A 15436-nucleotide genomic window follows, 5' to 3' on the forward strand; every position below is an offset into this window, starting at 1 on the left:
AGGCCCTGACCCCGGCGTCAGGGTCAAGGGCCGGGGACGACTCCAGGCGCCGAAGCCGGCGAACATCCTTGAGAGCACCGCACTAGCTGAGCCAGCCCGGGGTGATCATGCCGGACTCGTAGGCCAGGATCACCAGCTGCGCCCGGTCCCGGACGTCCAGCTTGGTCATGATGCGGCTGACGTGCGTCTTCGCCGTCGCGGGCGACAGCACCAGGCGCCGCGCGATCTCGTCGTTGGTCAGCCCGGCGCCGACCAGGCCCAGCACCTCGCGCTCCCGCTCGGTCAGCGCGTTCAGCCGCGGTCCCGGATCGGGCTGCCTGACCCGCCCCGCGAACTCGGCGATCAGCCGGCGGGTGACGGCGGGCGCGATCAGCGCGTCGCCGCGCGCGCAGACCCGGACGCCGTGCAGCAGTTCCATCGGCTCGGTGTCCTTGACCAGGAATCCGGAGGCCCCGGCCCGCAGCGCCCCGTACACGTAGTCGTCCACGTCGAAGGTGGTCAGGATGACCACCCGGACGTCGGCCAGCCGCCCGTCGGCGACGATCTCCTCGGTGGCGGCGAGGCCGTCCTGCTCCGGCATCCGGATGTCCATCAGCACGATGTCCGGGCGCAGTTCGCGCGCCAGCCGCACCGCCTCATGGCCGGTCGCCGCCTCGCCGACCACCTCGATGTCGTCCTCGTCGTCGAGGATGGAACGGAAGCCGGCCCGCACCAGCCGCTGGTCGTCGGCGAGCACCACCCTGATCATGCGTCTCCCCTGCCCGTCGCCGTGCCCGTGCCCGCCGCGGTCGTCGGCGCGGCGCGTGTCGCCGGCCCTCTGTCGGCGGCCGACGGCAGCGGCAGCCGGGCGGCGACCCGGAATCCGCGCACATTCTGGCCCACTCCGCCGGGTCGCGCCGCCACGATGTTCCCGATCGTCAGCTCCCCGCCCAGCGCCCTGGCCCGTTCCGCCATGCCCCCGATGCCGGAGCCCAGCGCGCCGGCCGGGCCGACCGCCTCCTCCTCCGGCACGCCGCGCCCGTCGTCCTCGATCCGCACCCGCAGCTCGTCCGGCGCGTAGTCGACGCGGACCACGGCCCGCCCGGCCGCCGCGTGCCGGGCGACGTTGGTCAGCGACTCCTGCACGATCCGGTACGCGGCCAGGGATATCTGCGGCGGCAGCACGGGCGGCGCGCCACTGGTCTCGACGGTCACGGCCAGCCCCGCGGTGCCGGCCCGTTCGGCCAGCTCGCCGATGCGGTCGAGTCCCGGCGCCGGCTCGGTCGGCGCCCCCTCGTCGACCTGCCGCAGCACCCCGAGCGTGGCGCGCAGCTCGCGCAGCGCCTCCTTGCTGGTGTCGCGCACCGACTCGAGCGCCCGCACCAGCTCCTCCGTCTCGCCGGGCCGCTTCGCGCTGCGGTGCACGGCCGCGGCCGCCTGGACGTTGATCAGCGAGATGTTGTGGCCCAGCACGTCGTGCAGTTCGCGGGCGATGCGCAGCCGCTCCTCGGTGGCCGACTGGCGGGACCGCACGTCCCGCTCGCGCTCTGCGGCGAGCACCCGCTGCTCGGTCTCCCGCTGGTAGGCGTGGCGGACCTGCATGGCGTGGCCGAACGCGATGACGCTGAGCAGCCAGCCGCCGAGCAGCGCGATCGACATCGGCTGCACGTGCCGCTCCTCCTCGTAGAGCACCAGCTCCGAGTAGGCCAGCAGCAGCATGGTGACCGCGGCGAGCGTCAGCGCGGCGGTCAGCTGTCCCGAGCGGGCGATCGCGTACAGCGCGACGATGAAGGAGACCATGGGCGCCACGCCGTCCGCCCAGGCCACGGGGTAGTAGACGAGGGTGCCGGCGAGCGTCAGCACGCCCACCGCGACGGGCCAGCGGTGGCGGAGCCCCACGGTCAGCCAGCAGGCCGCGGCCAGCAGCCAGCCGACGAGGCCGACCGCGGCGCCGCCGGCCTCCCCGGTGCGGAACAGCAGCATGGCCGTGTCGGCGACCAGGGCCAGGCCGACGAGCTGGAGCACGCGGTCCTCGCGCAGTGCGCGCCAAGGCGTCGAGGGGGCTGCCATGCGCCCAGAGTACGTAGGCTGGGGTCGGGAGCGCGGCCCCGCTCACGCGCCGCCCACCCGCTTCGCCACCCGCCATCCCCAGGAGGAACGTCCCCATGACCGGCCAGACCGGCCCTGCCCCGGAGAGCAACGAGCCGGCCCACGACCCGGAGGTGCTCCAGCTCGCCGCGAAGGTCTTCGATCTGGCGCGGGGCGGGGACACCGACACGGTGGCGGCGTACGTCGACGCCGGCGTGCCGGCGAACCTCAGCAACGACCGGGGGGACACGCTGCTGATGCTGGCCGCCTACCACGGGCACGCGGACACCGTGCGGGTCCTGCTGGACCGGGGTGCGGACGCGACCCGGGCCAACGACCGCGGCCAGACGCCGCTCGCGGGCGCGGTCTTCAAGGGCGAGGAGGAGGTGGTCCGGGTGCTGCTCACCGCCGGCGCCGACCCCGCGGCCGGCCACCCCTCCGCCATCGACACGGCCCGGATGTTCGGCCGCACCGAGTTGCTCACCCTCTTCGGCGCGTAGCCCTTGCCGGGCCAGCCGCGCCAGCCGGGCAGACGGACCGAGTGCCCGGCGGACCGGACCGGCGGCACATCGGCGGCACCGAACGCACCAGCGAGCCGCCCGACCGGGCGCCCAGCGGCCCGCACCGAACGGCACACCCGCGACACCGAACGCACCGGCGGCAGACCCACCGGATGCCCGGCAGCCGCATCGGCGGCAGACCGGCGACACCGAACGGCGCCAACGGCAGACCGACCGGGCCCTCGGCGGGCCGCAACGGCGGCGCCGGACGGCGGTGGCGCGGGGCTCCCCCGGCGGGAAGCCGGTCAGTACCTGGCGCGGGTGGCGGCCGCGATCTCCCGTGGCGTGGCGTCCGCGAACAGCTCGATCTCCGCACGGCGCACCGCCGCGACCGCCCCGAACAGCGGCTCGCCGAGCGCCTCGCGGAGCACCGCCGAGTCCTCGAAATGCCGCAGCGCCTCCGCCAGCGACTCCGGCAGCCGGGGCGGCCGGCCCTCCTCCGGGCCCGCGGCCGGATCCCCGGACACCGGCGGCGGCAGGCTCAGGCCCGCCTCCAGACCGGCGAGCCCGGCCGCGATCACCGCGCCGACCACCAGGTACGGATTGGCCGCCCCGTCGAAGCACTTCACCTCGGCGTTGGCCGCGTCCGACCGATCCGGTTCGCCGGCCACGAAGCGCAGCGCGGCCTCGCGGTTCTCCAGGCCCCAGCATCCGAAGACGCCGGCCCAGTGGGACGGCCTGAGCCGCAGGTAGCTGGCGGGCGAGGGCGCGCCGAGCGCGAGCAGCGCCGGCAGTTCGCGCAGCACCCCGGCCAGGAACGCCTCGCACTCTCCCGTCATGCCGTGCGGGCCCGTGCCGCCCCCGCACAGGTTCCGGTCGCCGCGCCACAGGCTGAGGTGCAGATGCCGGCCGCTGCCGACCCCGGCCGGGTCGACGACCGGGGCGAACGAGGCGGCCAGCCCGTGCCGCACGGAGACCGCGCGGACGGTCTCGCGCACCAGCACGGCCAGGTCGGCGGCGCCGACCGGATCCGCGGGCGCGACGGAGATCTCGAACTGGCCGGGCGCGTACTCGGGATGCAGTTGCAGCACGCCGAGGTCCTGCGCGGTGGCGGCCTCCATCAGCGCGGACAGGTAGCCGGAGAGCTCCACCAGGCGGGTCATGCCGTACGCGGGCCCGGCGCACGGGTAGCGCAGCTCCCGGTCCGCGGCCTCCGCCGCCTCGCCTCCCGCGCCGGGTTCGCCGCCGGGCTCACCGCCCGGCTCGCGGGGCGGCCGGGTCACCACCCACTCGGTCTCGAACCCCATCCGCAGCTCGACCCCGTGCTCCTCCCGGGCCCGCGCCACCTGCCGCCGGGCGAACAGCCGCTGGCACGCCGGATACTCCGCGCCGTCCTGCCGGTACCGGTCCACCGGCGCCCAGGCCCATCCGGGCTGCCCGGCCAGCACGGTGAGCCGGTCCAGATCGGGTCGCAGCCGCAGGTCGCCGTCGGGCCCGCCGACGTGCGGGCTGCTGGTCATCGAGTCGTCGACCAGGTAGACGTCGAAGACCGGCGACATCCCCACCCCGCGCCGCGCGGCGTCCGCCAGCCGCCCGACCGGCACGGTCTTCACGCGGGTGAGCCCCGCGTTGTCCACCCACGTCAGCGCCACCCCCCGCACCCCCGCCGCGCCCAGCCGTCCGGCCACATCCCCCATATCACCCATCTCCATGCGCGCACCCTGCCCATACCGACCAGCCCTCGCAACCCCGCCGACGGTAGTACCGCTGGTATTACCGCCTGTCGTACACTGGGATCATGGCTGCCGAGAAGTTGTCCATCTCGTTCGATCCGGAGACGGTCGCTCGGGCCCGTCGGGCCGCGGGGAGAGCGGGCCTCCCCCTGTCCACCTGGATAGACCGCGCGGCGCGGCACGAGGCGGACCTCGACGAGGCGCGCGCGGCGCTGGCCGAGCAGTACGAGACGTTCGGCGAGCCGGGTGGCGACGAGCGGGAATGGGCGAACCAGGCACTGACGGACGCCGGAGTGGGGCAGCCGGAGCCGGCCGAGGAGTTGGCAGCGCGGCGCTACGCACTCGCCGCGCTGGACGAGACGGCCTCGGAGGGAGGCGGATGAAGGCGCTCCACGCCCGCGGTCTGCTGCTGGACGCGGGCGCCCTCCGGGACGCCGAGCGACACCCCCGGGGACGCACCTGGGCGATGTGCGCGGCCGAGGTCGCCGAGGGCCGGCAGCCGTTACTGCCGCTCACCGTCCTGGCGCAGATGTGGCGCGGCGGCCCGGGCCAGGCCGGGCTGGCCCGGGTGGCCAAGGTCTGCACGCTGGTGGGGATCGACGAACGCCTGGCGCGCCGGACCGGGGTTCTGCTGGGCCGCTCGGGCACGGCCGACGTCGTGGACGCCATGGTGGTGCTGATCGCCGCCGAGGCTGGGACCGCGGTGGTCACCTCGGACCCGGGAGACCTGGCCAAGCTCTCCGAGGCGGTGGGGGTACGTGTGCCGCTCATCGTCCTGTGAAGAGAGATTGCCCGACAGGCTCCCAAGCGGGTATAACTACGGTATGACCACTCCGAAACGAGCCGCGAAGATCGCGATCAGTCTGCCGGCCGAGCAGCTGGAGTACCTCAAGGCCGCCGAGGAGGCGGGGCGCGGGAGCGTCTCCGGGCATATCCAGCAGCTCATCCAGCGCGAGCGCGAGGCCGCCGACATCGAGGAGACGCTGCGCCGGCTGTTCGGCGACGAGCGGGTCCCCGGCCCGGAGCACGAGGCGTGGGCGCGGCGCGCCCTCGGCATCGCCGACGACGAGTCAGCCGATCCGGCCGACAGCGAAACGGCGGGTAACGCCGCCGCGTGACCAGCCCCGATCCCACCGGCGCCGAAGGCACTGAGAGCAGCGACGGCATCGGCGGCCGCATCCTGGACACCACCGCCCTGATCACCGCCGCCCGTGGCGACCTCTACATGCGGGCGCTGTTCAGCCTCGCGCACCGCCGGGTCATCCCGCTGCTCGCGCCGGCCACCTGCGTGGCGGACGCGTCCGCCGCCCTGCATCCGCACGGCCGCGACGCGCTCACCGCGATACTGCGCTTCCCGCTGGTCACCCTGGCCGGGCTCGACGAGTCGCAGGCCGTCGGCTCCGGCATCCTGCGCTCCGCGCACCGCCCGGTGGCCACCACCGCCGGCCACGTCGCGTACCTGGCGGCCGCGCGCCAGTGGCCCGTCATCACCTCCGCGCCGACGCCGCTCCGCACGCTGTACCCCAGCATCGAGGTGGAGACGCTGCCCGAGGTGCCCTCGTAGGCTGACCCGATGATCGTCTGGCTGAACGGCACGTTCGGGGCAGGCAAGACCACCACCGCCCACGAGCTCACCGCCACGCTGTCCGACGCGCGGCTCTTCGACGCCGAGCAGGTGGGGTACATGCTGCGCCACGCGCTGACGTCCGTGCGCGTCACGGACTTCCAGGACCATCCGCCCTGGCGCGCCCTGGTCGTGGCGACCGCCCGCGAACTGCTCGACTATCTCGGCGGCACGCTGGTGATCCCGCAGACCGTCCTGGTGGAGCGGTACTGGGCCGAGATCAGCGCGGGACTGGCCGCCGCCGGCATCCCGGTGCGGCACTTCGTCCTGCACACCGACCGCGCCACGCTGGTGCGCCGCATCGAGACGGACACCAAGGAGGAGAGCGCCGGCGCCCTCCAGTGGCGGATGGACCACCTCACCCCCTACGAGGAGGCGCTGCCGTGGCTGAGCCGCGCGGCCGAGGTGGTGGACACCACGCACACCCCGCCCGCCGAGGTCGCCCGGCACGTCGCCGGCCGGCTCGGGCGGGTGCCCGGCCCGCCGAACGTGGCTTCCGCGAACAGCAACCGCGCGGTCGACTGATCCGGGCCCGGTCGCATTCGCGGCGGGATGCGCCAGGATGGACGGATGGCGACAACGAACCAGGAGGCACAGGAGACCACCGCGCGGTGGGCCACGGAACACGGCGCGGGCATGGCGGACTTCGCGGGCGCGTATCTCTCGGGATCGACGATCTGGCGGGCGGCGGACGCGAAGCTGGACCCCGCGTCCGACATCGACGTGGTCGTCGTGCTCGACCGGGAGGACGTCCCGCCCAAGCTCGGGAAGTTCCGGTGGGACGACGTCCTGCTCGACGCCTCGTACCAGAGCGCGGAGGAACTGGCGTCACCGACGGCGGTCCTGGGCGACTACCATCTGGCCGGCTGTTTCCGCGCCGAGGCGCCGGAGCCGATCGCCGACCCGAGCGGGCGCCTGGCGGCGTTGCGGGAGGCGGTGGCGCCGGAGTTCCCGCGCCGCGCCTGGGTGCGACGGCGCTGTGCGGACGCCCGGGCGCGGGTGCTGGACCGTCTCGGCACGGTGAGCGCCTACGCCGAGCGCGGGGCGCCCGGGGCGGATCAGGGCGGCGAGGGGCCACCGCCGTTCCACGAGCAGGTCATCACGTGGCTGTTCGGCACCGGCGTCACCACGCACGTGCTGCTCGCCGCCGGGATGCGCAACCCGACCATCCGGCTGCGCTACCCGGCCGCGCGCGAGCTGCTGGCCGACTACGACCTGCTGGAGCCGGCCTACGACGAGCTGCTGGCGCTGCTCGGCTGCGCCCATCTGGACCGGGTGCACGTCGAGGCTCATCTGACGGCCCTGACGGAGGTGTTCGACGCCACCGCCGGCGTGCTGGACGGGCTCGCCGAGCCCTCTCCGCTCTTCTTCGCCTCGGATCTCCGCCCCGAGGCGCGGCCGATCGCGATCGACGGCAGCCGCGCGTTGATCGACCGCGGCGAGCACCGGGAGGCGGTCTTCTGGATCGTCGCGACCTTCGCCCGCTGCCTGACCGTGCTCGACCGGAACGGTCCCCGCGCGACGTTCGACCGGCACGCGGCGCCGTTCGCCGACGTGCTGGCCGATCTGGGCCTGGCCTCCCCCGCCGACCTGCGCGCCCGGTCCCGGACCACGGCGGCCTACCTGCCCCGACTCGCCCACCTCGCCGAACAGGTACTGGCGGCCAACCCCGCCGCCACGAACTGACGACCGCCCGTCGGCGGTCGTCAGTCCCCACGGCGCCGGCCGGCGGTCGTCGTCGCCCTCAGCCGGGCGCACTCCCCGCGGCCGGCCGAGCCAGCCGCCGTCCCCAGGGCGCCACCACGGCACGGCCCACGGGCACCCGGCACGCCGTGGCCCGCATGACAGGCACCCGCGCGGCCTGGTCCCCAGGACCGGATCCGCGCCGACGCCGTCTTCAGTGATCGCCGCGAAGCCGGTCCATCTCCCGGCGGTCCCGCTTCGTCGGGCGGCCGGCGCCGCGGTCGCGGATGCCGGCCGGGGCGAACGCCTCGCGCGGCGGGGGCGGCGGGCTGTTGTCGACGTAGCACTCGACCGCGACGGGCGCTCCCACGCGCTTGCGCACCACCCGTTTCACCACGACCACCCGGTCCCGCCCCGCGTGCCGGAGCCGGACCTCGTCGCCGGGCCGGACGGGATGGGCGGGCTTGACGCGCTCGCCGTTGACCCGGACGTGGCCGCCCCGGCATGCGGTGGCGGCCAGCGAGCGTGTCTTCACCAGGCGCACCGACCAGATCCAGCTGTCGACCCGGACGGTGCCCTGGCTCTGGCCCTGCTCCGGGGCCGCGGAGTCTGACGTCGTCATGCTCCGACTCTGCCACGACCGGGGTGCCGGGTTCGCGCGCGATTCGGACGCGAGACCCGGCACACGCGACCGCGCACCCGCCGCGGGCTCAGGTGGCGACCGGCGCCGGGCGCTCCTCGCCCGCCTGGTCGCCCGCCTGGTCGCCCGCCTGGTTGGCCCGGCCGGCCGGGTCGGCGGCCGTCGGACCTCCCGCCGGCGCCTCGGCCGGAGTCGCCGGGCCGCCGCGCAGCGGCACCTCCCTGACGAACAGGGCCGCCACCAGCGCGATCACCGAGACCGCCGCGCCGATCAGGAACGACGCGTTGGTGCCCGCGGCGACCGCGAACTGGTACGCCTCGCGCGCCGGCTCGGACAGCGCCGCCATGCTCTCGGCGGTCAGCTGCGCCGACTCCTGGACCGCACCGCCGGCGGCGCCGTCGCCCCGGGCGGCCATCTCGTCCCGCACCTGCTGGGTGAACACCGCGCCCATCAGCGCGACGCCGAAGGAGCTGCCCAGGGTGCGGAAGAGCGTGGTGGTGGAGGAGGCCACGCCCATGTCCTTCAGCTCCACGCTGTTCTGCGCGACCAGCATGGTGATCTGCATCAGGAAGCCCATGCCGGCGCCGAGCAGCGCCATGTAGAGGCCGGAGGTCAGCCTGGTGGTGCCGGTGTCCATCTGGGACAGCAGGAACATCCCGACCACCATCAGCGCACCGCCGACGATCGGAAAGGCCTTGTACCGCCCGGTGTTGGTGGTGATCCGGCCGGCGACCAGCGAGACGACCATCATCGACAGCAGCATCGGGAGCAGCAGCAGCCCGGAGTTGGTCGCCGAGGCGCCCTGCACCGCCTGCTGGAAGAGCGGCAGGTACAGCGTGCCGCCGAACATCACGAAGCCGATCATGAAGCCGATCACCGACATCAGCGAGAAGTTCCGGCTGCGGAAGATGTGCAGCGGCATCACCGGCTCCTCGGCCCGGGTCTCGACGTGGAGGAACGCCGCCAGCGCCAGCACGCCGACCACGGTCAGCCCGACGATGGTCGCCGACCCCCACGCGTACTCGGTGCCGCCCCAGGTGGTGACGAGCACGATCGCGGTGATGCCGGCGGTCAGCAGCGCGGCGCCGAGGTAGTCGATGCGGCCCTTCGGCCGTTCCCGCTTCGGCAGGTGCAGCACCGCCGTGACCATGGCGAACGCGACCGCGCCCAGCGGGAGGTTGATGTAGAAGGTCCAGCGCCAGCCCCAGTGGTCGGTGATGAAGCCGCCGACCGTGGGGCCGCCTATCATCGCGACGGCCATGACGGCCGCCATCATGCCCTGGTACCTGCCGCGTTCCCGCGGGGGAATCAGGTCGCCGATGATGGCCATCACGCCGACCATCAGGCCGCCGGCGCCGAGGCCCTGGACGACGCGGAAGCCGATGAGCTGGCCCATGTCCTGCGACAGGCCGGAGAGCGCCGAGCCGACCAGGAAGATCACGATCGAGGAGAGGAAGGCGCCCTTCCTCCCGTACATGTCGCCGACCTTCCCCCAGATCGGGGTGGAGGCCGCGGTGGCCAGGGTGTAGGCGGTGACCACCCAGGAGAGGTGCTCGATGCCGCCGAGTTCGCCCACGATGGTGGGCATCGCGGTGCCGATGATCATGTTGTCGAGCATCGCGAGCATGATCGCGATCAGAAGCGCCATCAGTACGACCCGTACGCTGCGCTGCTGTGGCGGCGACTTCTCGGCCGTCGTCATACGTCTCCCCTACACTTACTTGTCGACCGGCTAGTGGGTACTGTGGGACAGTAGAGTCGCTACTAGTCGGCCGTCAAGTAAGTTTCTCGCAAAGCGAGGGAGCAGGATGCCCAGCACGCGCCAACCGCGCAGGTCAGACACCCGCCAGCGGATCCAGGACGTGGCCGTTGAGCTCTTCGCCGAGCAGGGCTACGAGAAGACCTCGCTGCGGGAGATCGCCGAACGGCTCGACGTCACGAAGGCGGCGCTCTACTACCACTTCAAGACCAAGGAGGACATCGTCGTCAGCCTCTTCGAGGACCTGACGCGGCCGCTCGACGAGACGCTCGCCTGGGGGGAGAGCCAGGAGCGCGGCCTGGACACCAGCATCGAACTGCTGCGCCGGTACAGCGAGGCCCTGGAGCAGGCGGTGCCGATGTTCCGCTTCCTGCACGAGAACCAGGCGGCCGTGCGCGACCTGCGCATCGGCGAGTCGTTCAAGGAGCGGTCCCTCGCCATGGTCAACCTCCTGACGCCGCCGGGCGCGGGCGTCGAGGAGCAGGTCAGGTGCGTCAGCGCGCTGCTCACCCTGCACGGCAGCCAGACCTTCGCGGCGGCCCTGCTCATGGGCACCGCCGAGGAACGCGGCCGGGCGGGCCTCGCGATCGCGGTCGAGCTGATCAGGGCGGCGCACGAGCGGTCGGAGCAGTCGTCCGCCGAACTGTGACAGCACGGTGATGAACGGCACACCGGGCGCTGGTAGGTTCGTCGGTCTGTCCGATCGGGGCAACCGAAAGAGGAGACCGGGATGACCGCCCAGTGCTGGAGCTGCCGTCAACGTCCGGCGACGATGCCTGACGGCCGCTGCCAGACGTGCGCGGGCGCGCCCGTCGGGGGCATGCCGCCCCAGGCGGGAGCCGCGCCGCAGAGCCCCTACCCGGGCGCGCCGCCGCAGGGCCCCTATCCCGGCACGCCGCCGCAGGGTGGTCAGCAGCCGTACCCGGGCGGTCCGCAGCCCTACCCGGGCCAGCAGCCGTACCCGCAGTACCCGCAGGGCGGCGGCGGGGCCTACGTGCCCCCGGCGCAGTTCAACAGCCCGCAGGGGCTGGCCAAGGCGCTCACCGTGCTGCTCACCGTGTCCATCGTCGTGTTCCTCATCACCGTCGCGACCGGCGCGAACTACGCCGGCGTGCTCGGGGACGTCGAGGACGGCACGCTCACCTCGCTCAGCGAGTACGACGACGCGGCCGACACCTATTCCGGGACCGCGCTGCTGGGCTCGCTGGCCATGCTCGCCACCGGCATCGTGTTCATCATCTGGTTCCACCGGACCCGGGTGAACGCCGAGGTCTTCGACGCCGCCGGACAGCGCAAGAAGCGCGGCTGGGCGATCGGTGGCTGGTTCGTGCCGATCGTCAACCTCTGGTTCCCCAAGCAGATCGCCAACGACGTCTGGCGCGCCTCCGCGCCGTACGGCCCGGACCAGGGGCGCGGCGTGCTGAACGCCTGGTGGACGCTGTGGATCATCTCCCTGGTCGCCAGCAGCGCGTCGTTCCGGATCGACACCGACAACACCATCGACAACCAGGAGGAGCTGGACGCGGTGCAGCGCGAGGTCAACCTCGGCATGCTCAGCGACCTCGTCGGCATCGCCGCGGCGATCCTGGCGATCCTCTTCGTCCGCAGGCTGACCGCCCGCCAGCTCACCAAGTACCAGCAGGGCCCGGCGCCGCAGCAGCCCGGGCAGTACCCCGGCGGCCCCGGCGGTCCCGGGCCGATGCCCCCGGCGTACGGCGGCTGACGCCGCCCGGACCCCAGCGGCCAGACCGAAGGGGCGGGATCCGCAGGCCGTGCGCGGCCTGCGGATCCCGCCCTTCGGCGCGCCGGTCAGAGTGCGGCGGTCGGGGTGGCGGCCGGCGTCGGGGTGGGGACGTTCCCACCGGGCCCGCCGGTGGCCTTCGTGCGGCGGAGCACCAGGGCCGCCAGGACGAACGCCGCGGCGAGGATCCACGCTCCGACCGTGAAGGCGAGGCGGTAGCCGCCGGTCAGCGCGGCGCCGCCGTCCGCGCCGGCCGCGGCCAGCTCCTCCGTGCGGGAGGCCGCCAGCGTGGACAGCACCGCCACGCCCAGCGCCCCGCCGATCTGCTGCGTCGTGCTGAACAGCCCGGACGCCAGCCCGGCGTCGTCCGCCCTGGCGCCCGACATGCCGAGCGTGGTCAGCGCGGGCAGCGCCAGCCCGAATCCGGAGGCGAGCAGCATCACCGGCAGCAGGTCCGTCACGTAGTCCGGGCGCTCCGGGATCCGGGCGAGCAGCACCAGCATCACCACCAGCAGGGCCAGCCCGGAGAGCAGCACCCGGCGTTCGCCGAACCGGGCGTTGAGGCGGGCCGAGACGCCGAGGGACACGGCGCCGATGCTGACCGCGGCCGGCAGCATCGCGAGGCCCGTCTCCGCCGCGCCGTAGCCCAACACCCGCTGCAGGTGCAGACCGACGATCACCTGGAAGGCGAACAGCGCGGCCACCATCATCAGTTGCACCGCGTTGGCGCCGGCCACGGCCCGGGAGCGGAGGATCCGCAGCGGCATCAGCGGCGTCCGGGCGGTCGCCTGGCGGACCACGAAGAGGACCAGCAGCACCAGCGCGAGCCCGCCGTAGCCGAGCGTGCCGGCCGAGGTCCAGCCGCTGCGCTCCACCCCGACGATCGCGTAACTGCCGATCATCAGCCCGGCCGTGACCAGCAGCGCGCCCAGCACGTCGGCGCCGGCCGCGAGGCCGGGGCCGCGGTCGGCGGGCAGCACGGCGGCGGCGAGCGCGACGACCGCGAGGCCGATGGGCAGGTTGATGACGAAGATCCAGTGCCAGCTCAGCGCGTCCGTGAGCACGCCGCCCAGCACCTGGCCGAGGGACGCGCCGGCGGCGCCGGTGAAGCTGAACACCGCGATGGCTCTGCCCCGTTCGCCCGGGGCCGGGAACAGCGTGATCAGAATGCCCAGGCCGACGGCCGAGGCCAGCGCGCTGCCGACGCCCTGGAGCGCCCGGGCGGCGACCAGCATGGCGGGTGAGGTGGCGAGGCCGGCCAGCAGCGAGGCCAGCGTGAAGACGGCGGTGCCGGCCAGGAACACCCGTTTGCGGCCGATCAGGTCGCCGAGCCGGCCGGCGAACAGCAACAGGCTGCCGAACGCGATCAGGTAGCTGTTGACGACCCAGCTCAGGCCGGCGGAGGAGAAGCCGAGATCGTGCTGGATGGCCGGCATCGCGACGGTCACGATCGACCCGTCCAGCACGGTCATCAGGAGTTGGGTGGCGAGGACGCCGAGGGCGAGGCCGCGGACCCTGGCGCTGGGGATGGTGACGGACACGGGGATCCCTCCCGATCGACGAGACGACGAGAGAGACGTTAGCAGATAGTTTTGTTGCGGACTATCTATTGGCGAACGGAATCCCCTCGATCCCGGCGCCGCACCGGCGCGTCAGCCGGCGCCCTGACGGGCCCGCCGCACCGGCCGCGGACTCTCCGCCGGCTCCGCCAGATACCCCGTGACCAGCCGGTTCATCGCGCGCACGAAGACCTCCCGCTCGTCCTCCGGCAGCGCCTGGAGCACCGCGTCGTGCACGCCGTCGACGATCCGCTGGCTCTGCCCGGCGATCCGGGCGCCCTCCTCGGTGACCGCGATGATCCGGGCCCGGCGGTCCCGGCTGGACGGGCGGCGCTCCGCGAACCCGGCCCGCTCCAGCGCGTCCACGGTGGCCACCATCGTGGTCTTGTCCATGTCGCCGATCTCGGCGAGCTGGGCCTGGGTGCGCTCCTCCTCCAGCGCGTGCACCAGCACGCAGTGCATGCGCGCGGTGAGGCCGATCTCGGCGAGCGCCGCGGACATCCGGGTGCGGAGCACGTGTCCCGAGCGGTCGAGGAGGAACGACACGTCGGGGCGGGTGCGGGTGGGTGACATGGCAGTCATGGCACCAGCGTAACCGGATTCCGGTCCGTGGCGGATTATCCGGAACCGACCCATGCCGGGGTCGCCGACCGGCGGTCGCCCACGTGCGCCCACGTGCGCCCACTGAACGATGTCCACCCCTGAGTCCGCCGACCCCGGTGTCCAAGTGCACGTTGCGCCTCCGAGGATCGCTGACAACCTGTCATCATGCGCAGACAAGCATTAGGCAGACGCGCCCTGTTGACGGCGAGCGCACTGGGCGCGGCGACCCTCGTCGGCGGTGGCCGCGCGCTGGCGACAGCGAGACCGACCGCACGAAGAAGCACGGGCCCGGTGGGCATCGGACGCACGACGGCCACCGAGGCCGCCGTGACCGCGGTGCCCCTGGGTGACCCGAACGGGCTCTACATGTGGCAACCGACGATCGTCAACCGGCGCGGCGACGTCATCGGCTCCAGCGGCGACAGCACGCCGGTGGTCTGGTCGAACGGGAGGCTGTCCGAGCCGCTCCTGCCCGCGGCGGGCAGCGCCTATCTGGAGTGGATCAACGACGCCGGGCAGTTCGTCGGCGGCTTCCGCGGCGTCCCGGACGACAAGCAGACGGCGATCGCCTGGCCGGAGGGGATCGGCGGGGAGGGCGTCGTGATCGAGCCCCGAGCGGAGTTCCGGGACAGCAGGGCGTACCTGATCAACAACAACGGCCAGGTGGTCTACGACGCCATCGGCGTCGACGACTACACCCGCCGCTGCTTCGTCTACGACCTGAACGACGGCTCCCGCACCGAGATCCTGCCGCCCGCCGGCCACCCGGGCGACGTCTACCCGCGCGGCTTCAACGACGCCGGGCAGTTCGTCAGCAGCGCCTACGCCCTCGGGGCGCGCACCTACGTCTTCTTCTGGGAGGACGGCGTCGCCACCGATCTGACCCAGTTCGGCAGCGGAACCGTGTACCACCTGAACCAGTCGGGACAGGTGCTGGGCAGCTACGCACCGCCCGAGGCCGACTTCTACGACCGCGCCTTCCTCTGGCACGACGGCGCCCTCACCGACCTCGGCGCGTTGGGCACGTTCGACGTCGAGATCACCTTCACCCGGCAGTCCCTGAACGACGCGGGCGAGACCATCGGCACCAGCGACGACGGCGTGCGGCGGATCCCGTTCCACCACACCGGCGGCGCGATGACCGAACTGCCGGTCCCCGCCGGGCTGGAGGCCGATCCGCTGGGCATCGCCCACACCGGCGACATCGCGGGCCGCTGCGGCGGGCCGCAGGACATCGTGACCAGCGCGTGCCTCTGGCGCGGGGGGCAGTTCCTGGACCTCGGCACGCCGCGGGGCTACAACGACGCCCAGGGCCGGCTGGCCACCGAACAGGGAGACGTCGTCGCGTTCGCCAGTTCCGCACGCGACAACCCGACCATGAGCTTCCTCCTCACCCCGGCCTGACGCGCGCCACGGCCGAGCCGGCCCCGTCAGCGGCCCGCCGGGCCCGTCCCTCCGGGGCAGGCGGGTCGTCCGCACCCGCCGCGCACCCGGCGCTGTCCAAGTGCCGGGTGCACGCATCGAGCT

Annotated in this window: 17 protein-coding genes; 10 read left to right on the top strand and 7 right to left on the bottom strand. The window is 73.6% G+C overall.

All coding sequences use genetic code 11. The features are described from left to right. Positions 1-82 precede the first annotated feature (82 nt). Both ABGB06_RS22995 and ABGB06_RS23000 read right to left on the bottom strand, forming a co-directional pair. Complete coding sequence (locus ABGB06_RS22995) at positions 83-748, bottom strand: response regulator transcription factor (protein ID WP_347592361.1); 666 nt, start codon at positions 746-748, stop codon at positions 83-85. Beyond that, a complete protein-coding gene (locus ABGB06_RS23000) occupies positions 745-2049 on the bottom strand; it encodes a sensor histidine kinase (protein WP_347592363.1) in 1305 nt (434 codons plus the stop codon). The genes ABGB06_RS22995 and ABGB06_RS23000 overlap by 4 nt, the downstream gene beginning before the upstream one ends. Positions 2050-2144: 95 nt before the next feature. Here ABGB06_RS23000 and ABGB06_RS23005 point away from each other — a divergent pair, with 95 nt between their 5' ends. Further along, on the top strand, positions 2145-2567 hold the full coding sequence (locus ABGB06_RS23005) for an ankyrin repeat domain-containing protein (RefSeq protein ID WP_347592365.1): 423 nt from the start codon (positions 2145-2147) through the stop codon (positions 2565-2567). Positions 2568-2872: 305 nt separating this feature from the next. On the opposite strand, the gene ABGB06_RS23010 is transcribed toward ABGB06_RS23005, so the two are convergent. Further along, positions 2873-4279, bottom strand: coding sequence for a glutamine synthetase family protein (locus ABGB06_RS23010; RefSeq protein WP_347592367.1), 1407 nt, complete (start codon positions 4277-4279; stop codon positions 2873-2875). A gap of 86 nt (positions 4280-4365) precedes the next feature. On the opposite strand from ABGB06_RS23010, the gene ABGB06_RS23015 reads away from it, so the two are divergent. Genes ABGB06_RS23015 through ABGB06_RS23040 form a run of 6 tightly spaced genes read left to right on the top strand, consistent with a single transcriptional unit; the run spans position 4366 to position 7610 of the window. Next, positions 4366-4683: a hypothetical protein gene (locus ABGB06_RS23015; RefSeq protein ID WP_347592369.1), complete on the top strand. Its 318-nt coding sequence runs from the start codon at positions 4366-4368 to the stop codon at positions 4681-4683. Next, the gene (locus ABGB06_RS23020) at positions 4680-5081 is read left to right on the top strand and encodes a hypothetical protein (protein ID WP_347592371.1); all 402 of its coding nucleotides are present in this window, start codon (positions 4680-4682) and stop codon (positions 5079-5081) included. The genes ABGB06_RS23015 and ABGB06_RS23020 overlap by 4 nt, the downstream gene beginning before the upstream one ends. Before the next feature lie 43 nt (positions 5082-5124). After that, on the top strand, positions 5125-5418 hold the full coding sequence (locus tag ABGB06_RS23025) for a hypothetical protein (protein ID WP_347592373.1): 294 nt from the start codon (positions 5125-5127) through the stop codon (positions 5416-5418). Continuing rightward, positions 5415-5864, top strand: coding sequence for a hypothetical protein (locus ABGB06_RS23030; RefSeq protein ID WP_347592375.1), 450 nt, complete (start codon positions 5415-5417; stop codon positions 5862-5864). The genes ABGB06_RS23025 and ABGB06_RS23030 overlap by 4 nt, the downstream gene beginning before the upstream one ends. 9 nt (positions 5865-5873) lie before the next feature. Then, positions 5874-6449, top strand: coding sequence for an AAA family ATPase (locus tag ABGB06_RS23035; RefSeq protein ID WP_347592377.1), 576 nt, complete (start codon positions 5874-5876; stop codon positions 6447-6449). A gap of 45 nt (positions 6450-6494) precedes the next feature. Next, complete coding sequence (locus tag ABGB06_RS23040; protein ID WP_347592379.1) at positions 6495-7610, top strand: hypothetical protein; 1116 nt, start codon at positions 6495-6497, stop codon at positions 7608-7610. Between the two features lie 211 nt (positions 7611-7821). On the opposite strand, the gene ABGB06_RS23045 is transcribed toward ABGB06_RS23040, so the two are convergent. Together ABGB06_RS23045 and ABGB06_RS23050 are read right to left on the bottom strand one after the other, a co-directional pair. Next, complete coding sequence (locus ABGB06_RS23045; RefSeq protein WP_347592381.1) at positions 7822-8292, bottom strand: RNA-binding S4 domain-containing protein; 471 nt, start codon at positions 8290-8292, stop codon at positions 7822-7824. Between the two features lie 25 nt (positions 8293-8317). Then, entirely contained in the window at positions 8318-9949 is a 1632-nt protein-coding gene (locus ABGB06_RS23050; protein WP_347592383.1) for an MDR family MFS transporter, read from the bottom strand. A 106-nt stretch (positions 9950-10055) separates the two neighbouring features. Here ABGB06_RS23050 and ABGB06_RS23055 point away from each other — a divergent pair, with 106 nt between their 5' ends. After that, entirely contained in the window at positions 10056-10655 is a 600-nt protein-coding gene (locus tag ABGB06_RS23055) for a helix-turn-helix domain-containing protein (protein WP_347592385.1), read from the top strand. A gap of 81 nt (positions 10656-10736) precedes the next feature. After that, entirely contained in the window at positions 10737-11729 is a 993-nt protein-coding gene (locus ABGB06_RS23060; protein WP_347592387.1) for a DUF4328 domain-containing protein, read from the top strand. 86 nt (positions 11730-11815) lie between these two features. On the opposite strand, the gene ABGB06_RS23065 is transcribed toward ABGB06_RS23060, so the two are convergent. Together ABGB06_RS23065 and ABGB06_RS23070 are read right to left on the bottom strand one after the other, a co-directional pair. Continuing rightward, positions 11816-13288: an MFS transporter gene (locus ABGB06_RS23065; RefSeq protein ID WP_347592389.1), complete on the bottom strand. Its 1473-nt coding sequence runs from the start codon at positions 13286-13288 to the stop codon at positions 11816-11818. A 111-nt stretch (positions 13289-13399) separates the two neighbouring features. After that, positions 13400-13888: a MarR family winged helix-turn-helix transcriptional regulator gene (locus tag ABGB06_RS23070; RefSeq protein WP_347592391.1), complete on the bottom strand. Its 489-nt coding sequence runs from the start codon at positions 13886-13888 to the stop codon at positions 13400-13402. A gap of 312 nt (positions 13889-14200) precedes the next feature. On the opposite strand from ABGB06_RS23070, the gene ABGB06_RS23075 reads away from it, so the two are divergent. Further along, a complete protein-coding gene (locus ABGB06_RS23075) occupies positions 14201-15313 on the top strand; it encodes a hypothetical protein (RefSeq protein ID WP_347592393.1) in 1113 nt (370 codons plus the stop codon). The last annotated feature ends 123 nt before the right edge of the window (positions 15314-15436 follow it).

Origin of the sequence: Streptomyces sp. B6B3 (genome assembly GCF_039871525.1) — a bacterium.
GTDB lineage: Bacteria > Actinomycetota > Actinomycetes > Streptomycetales > Streptomycetaceae > Streptomyces.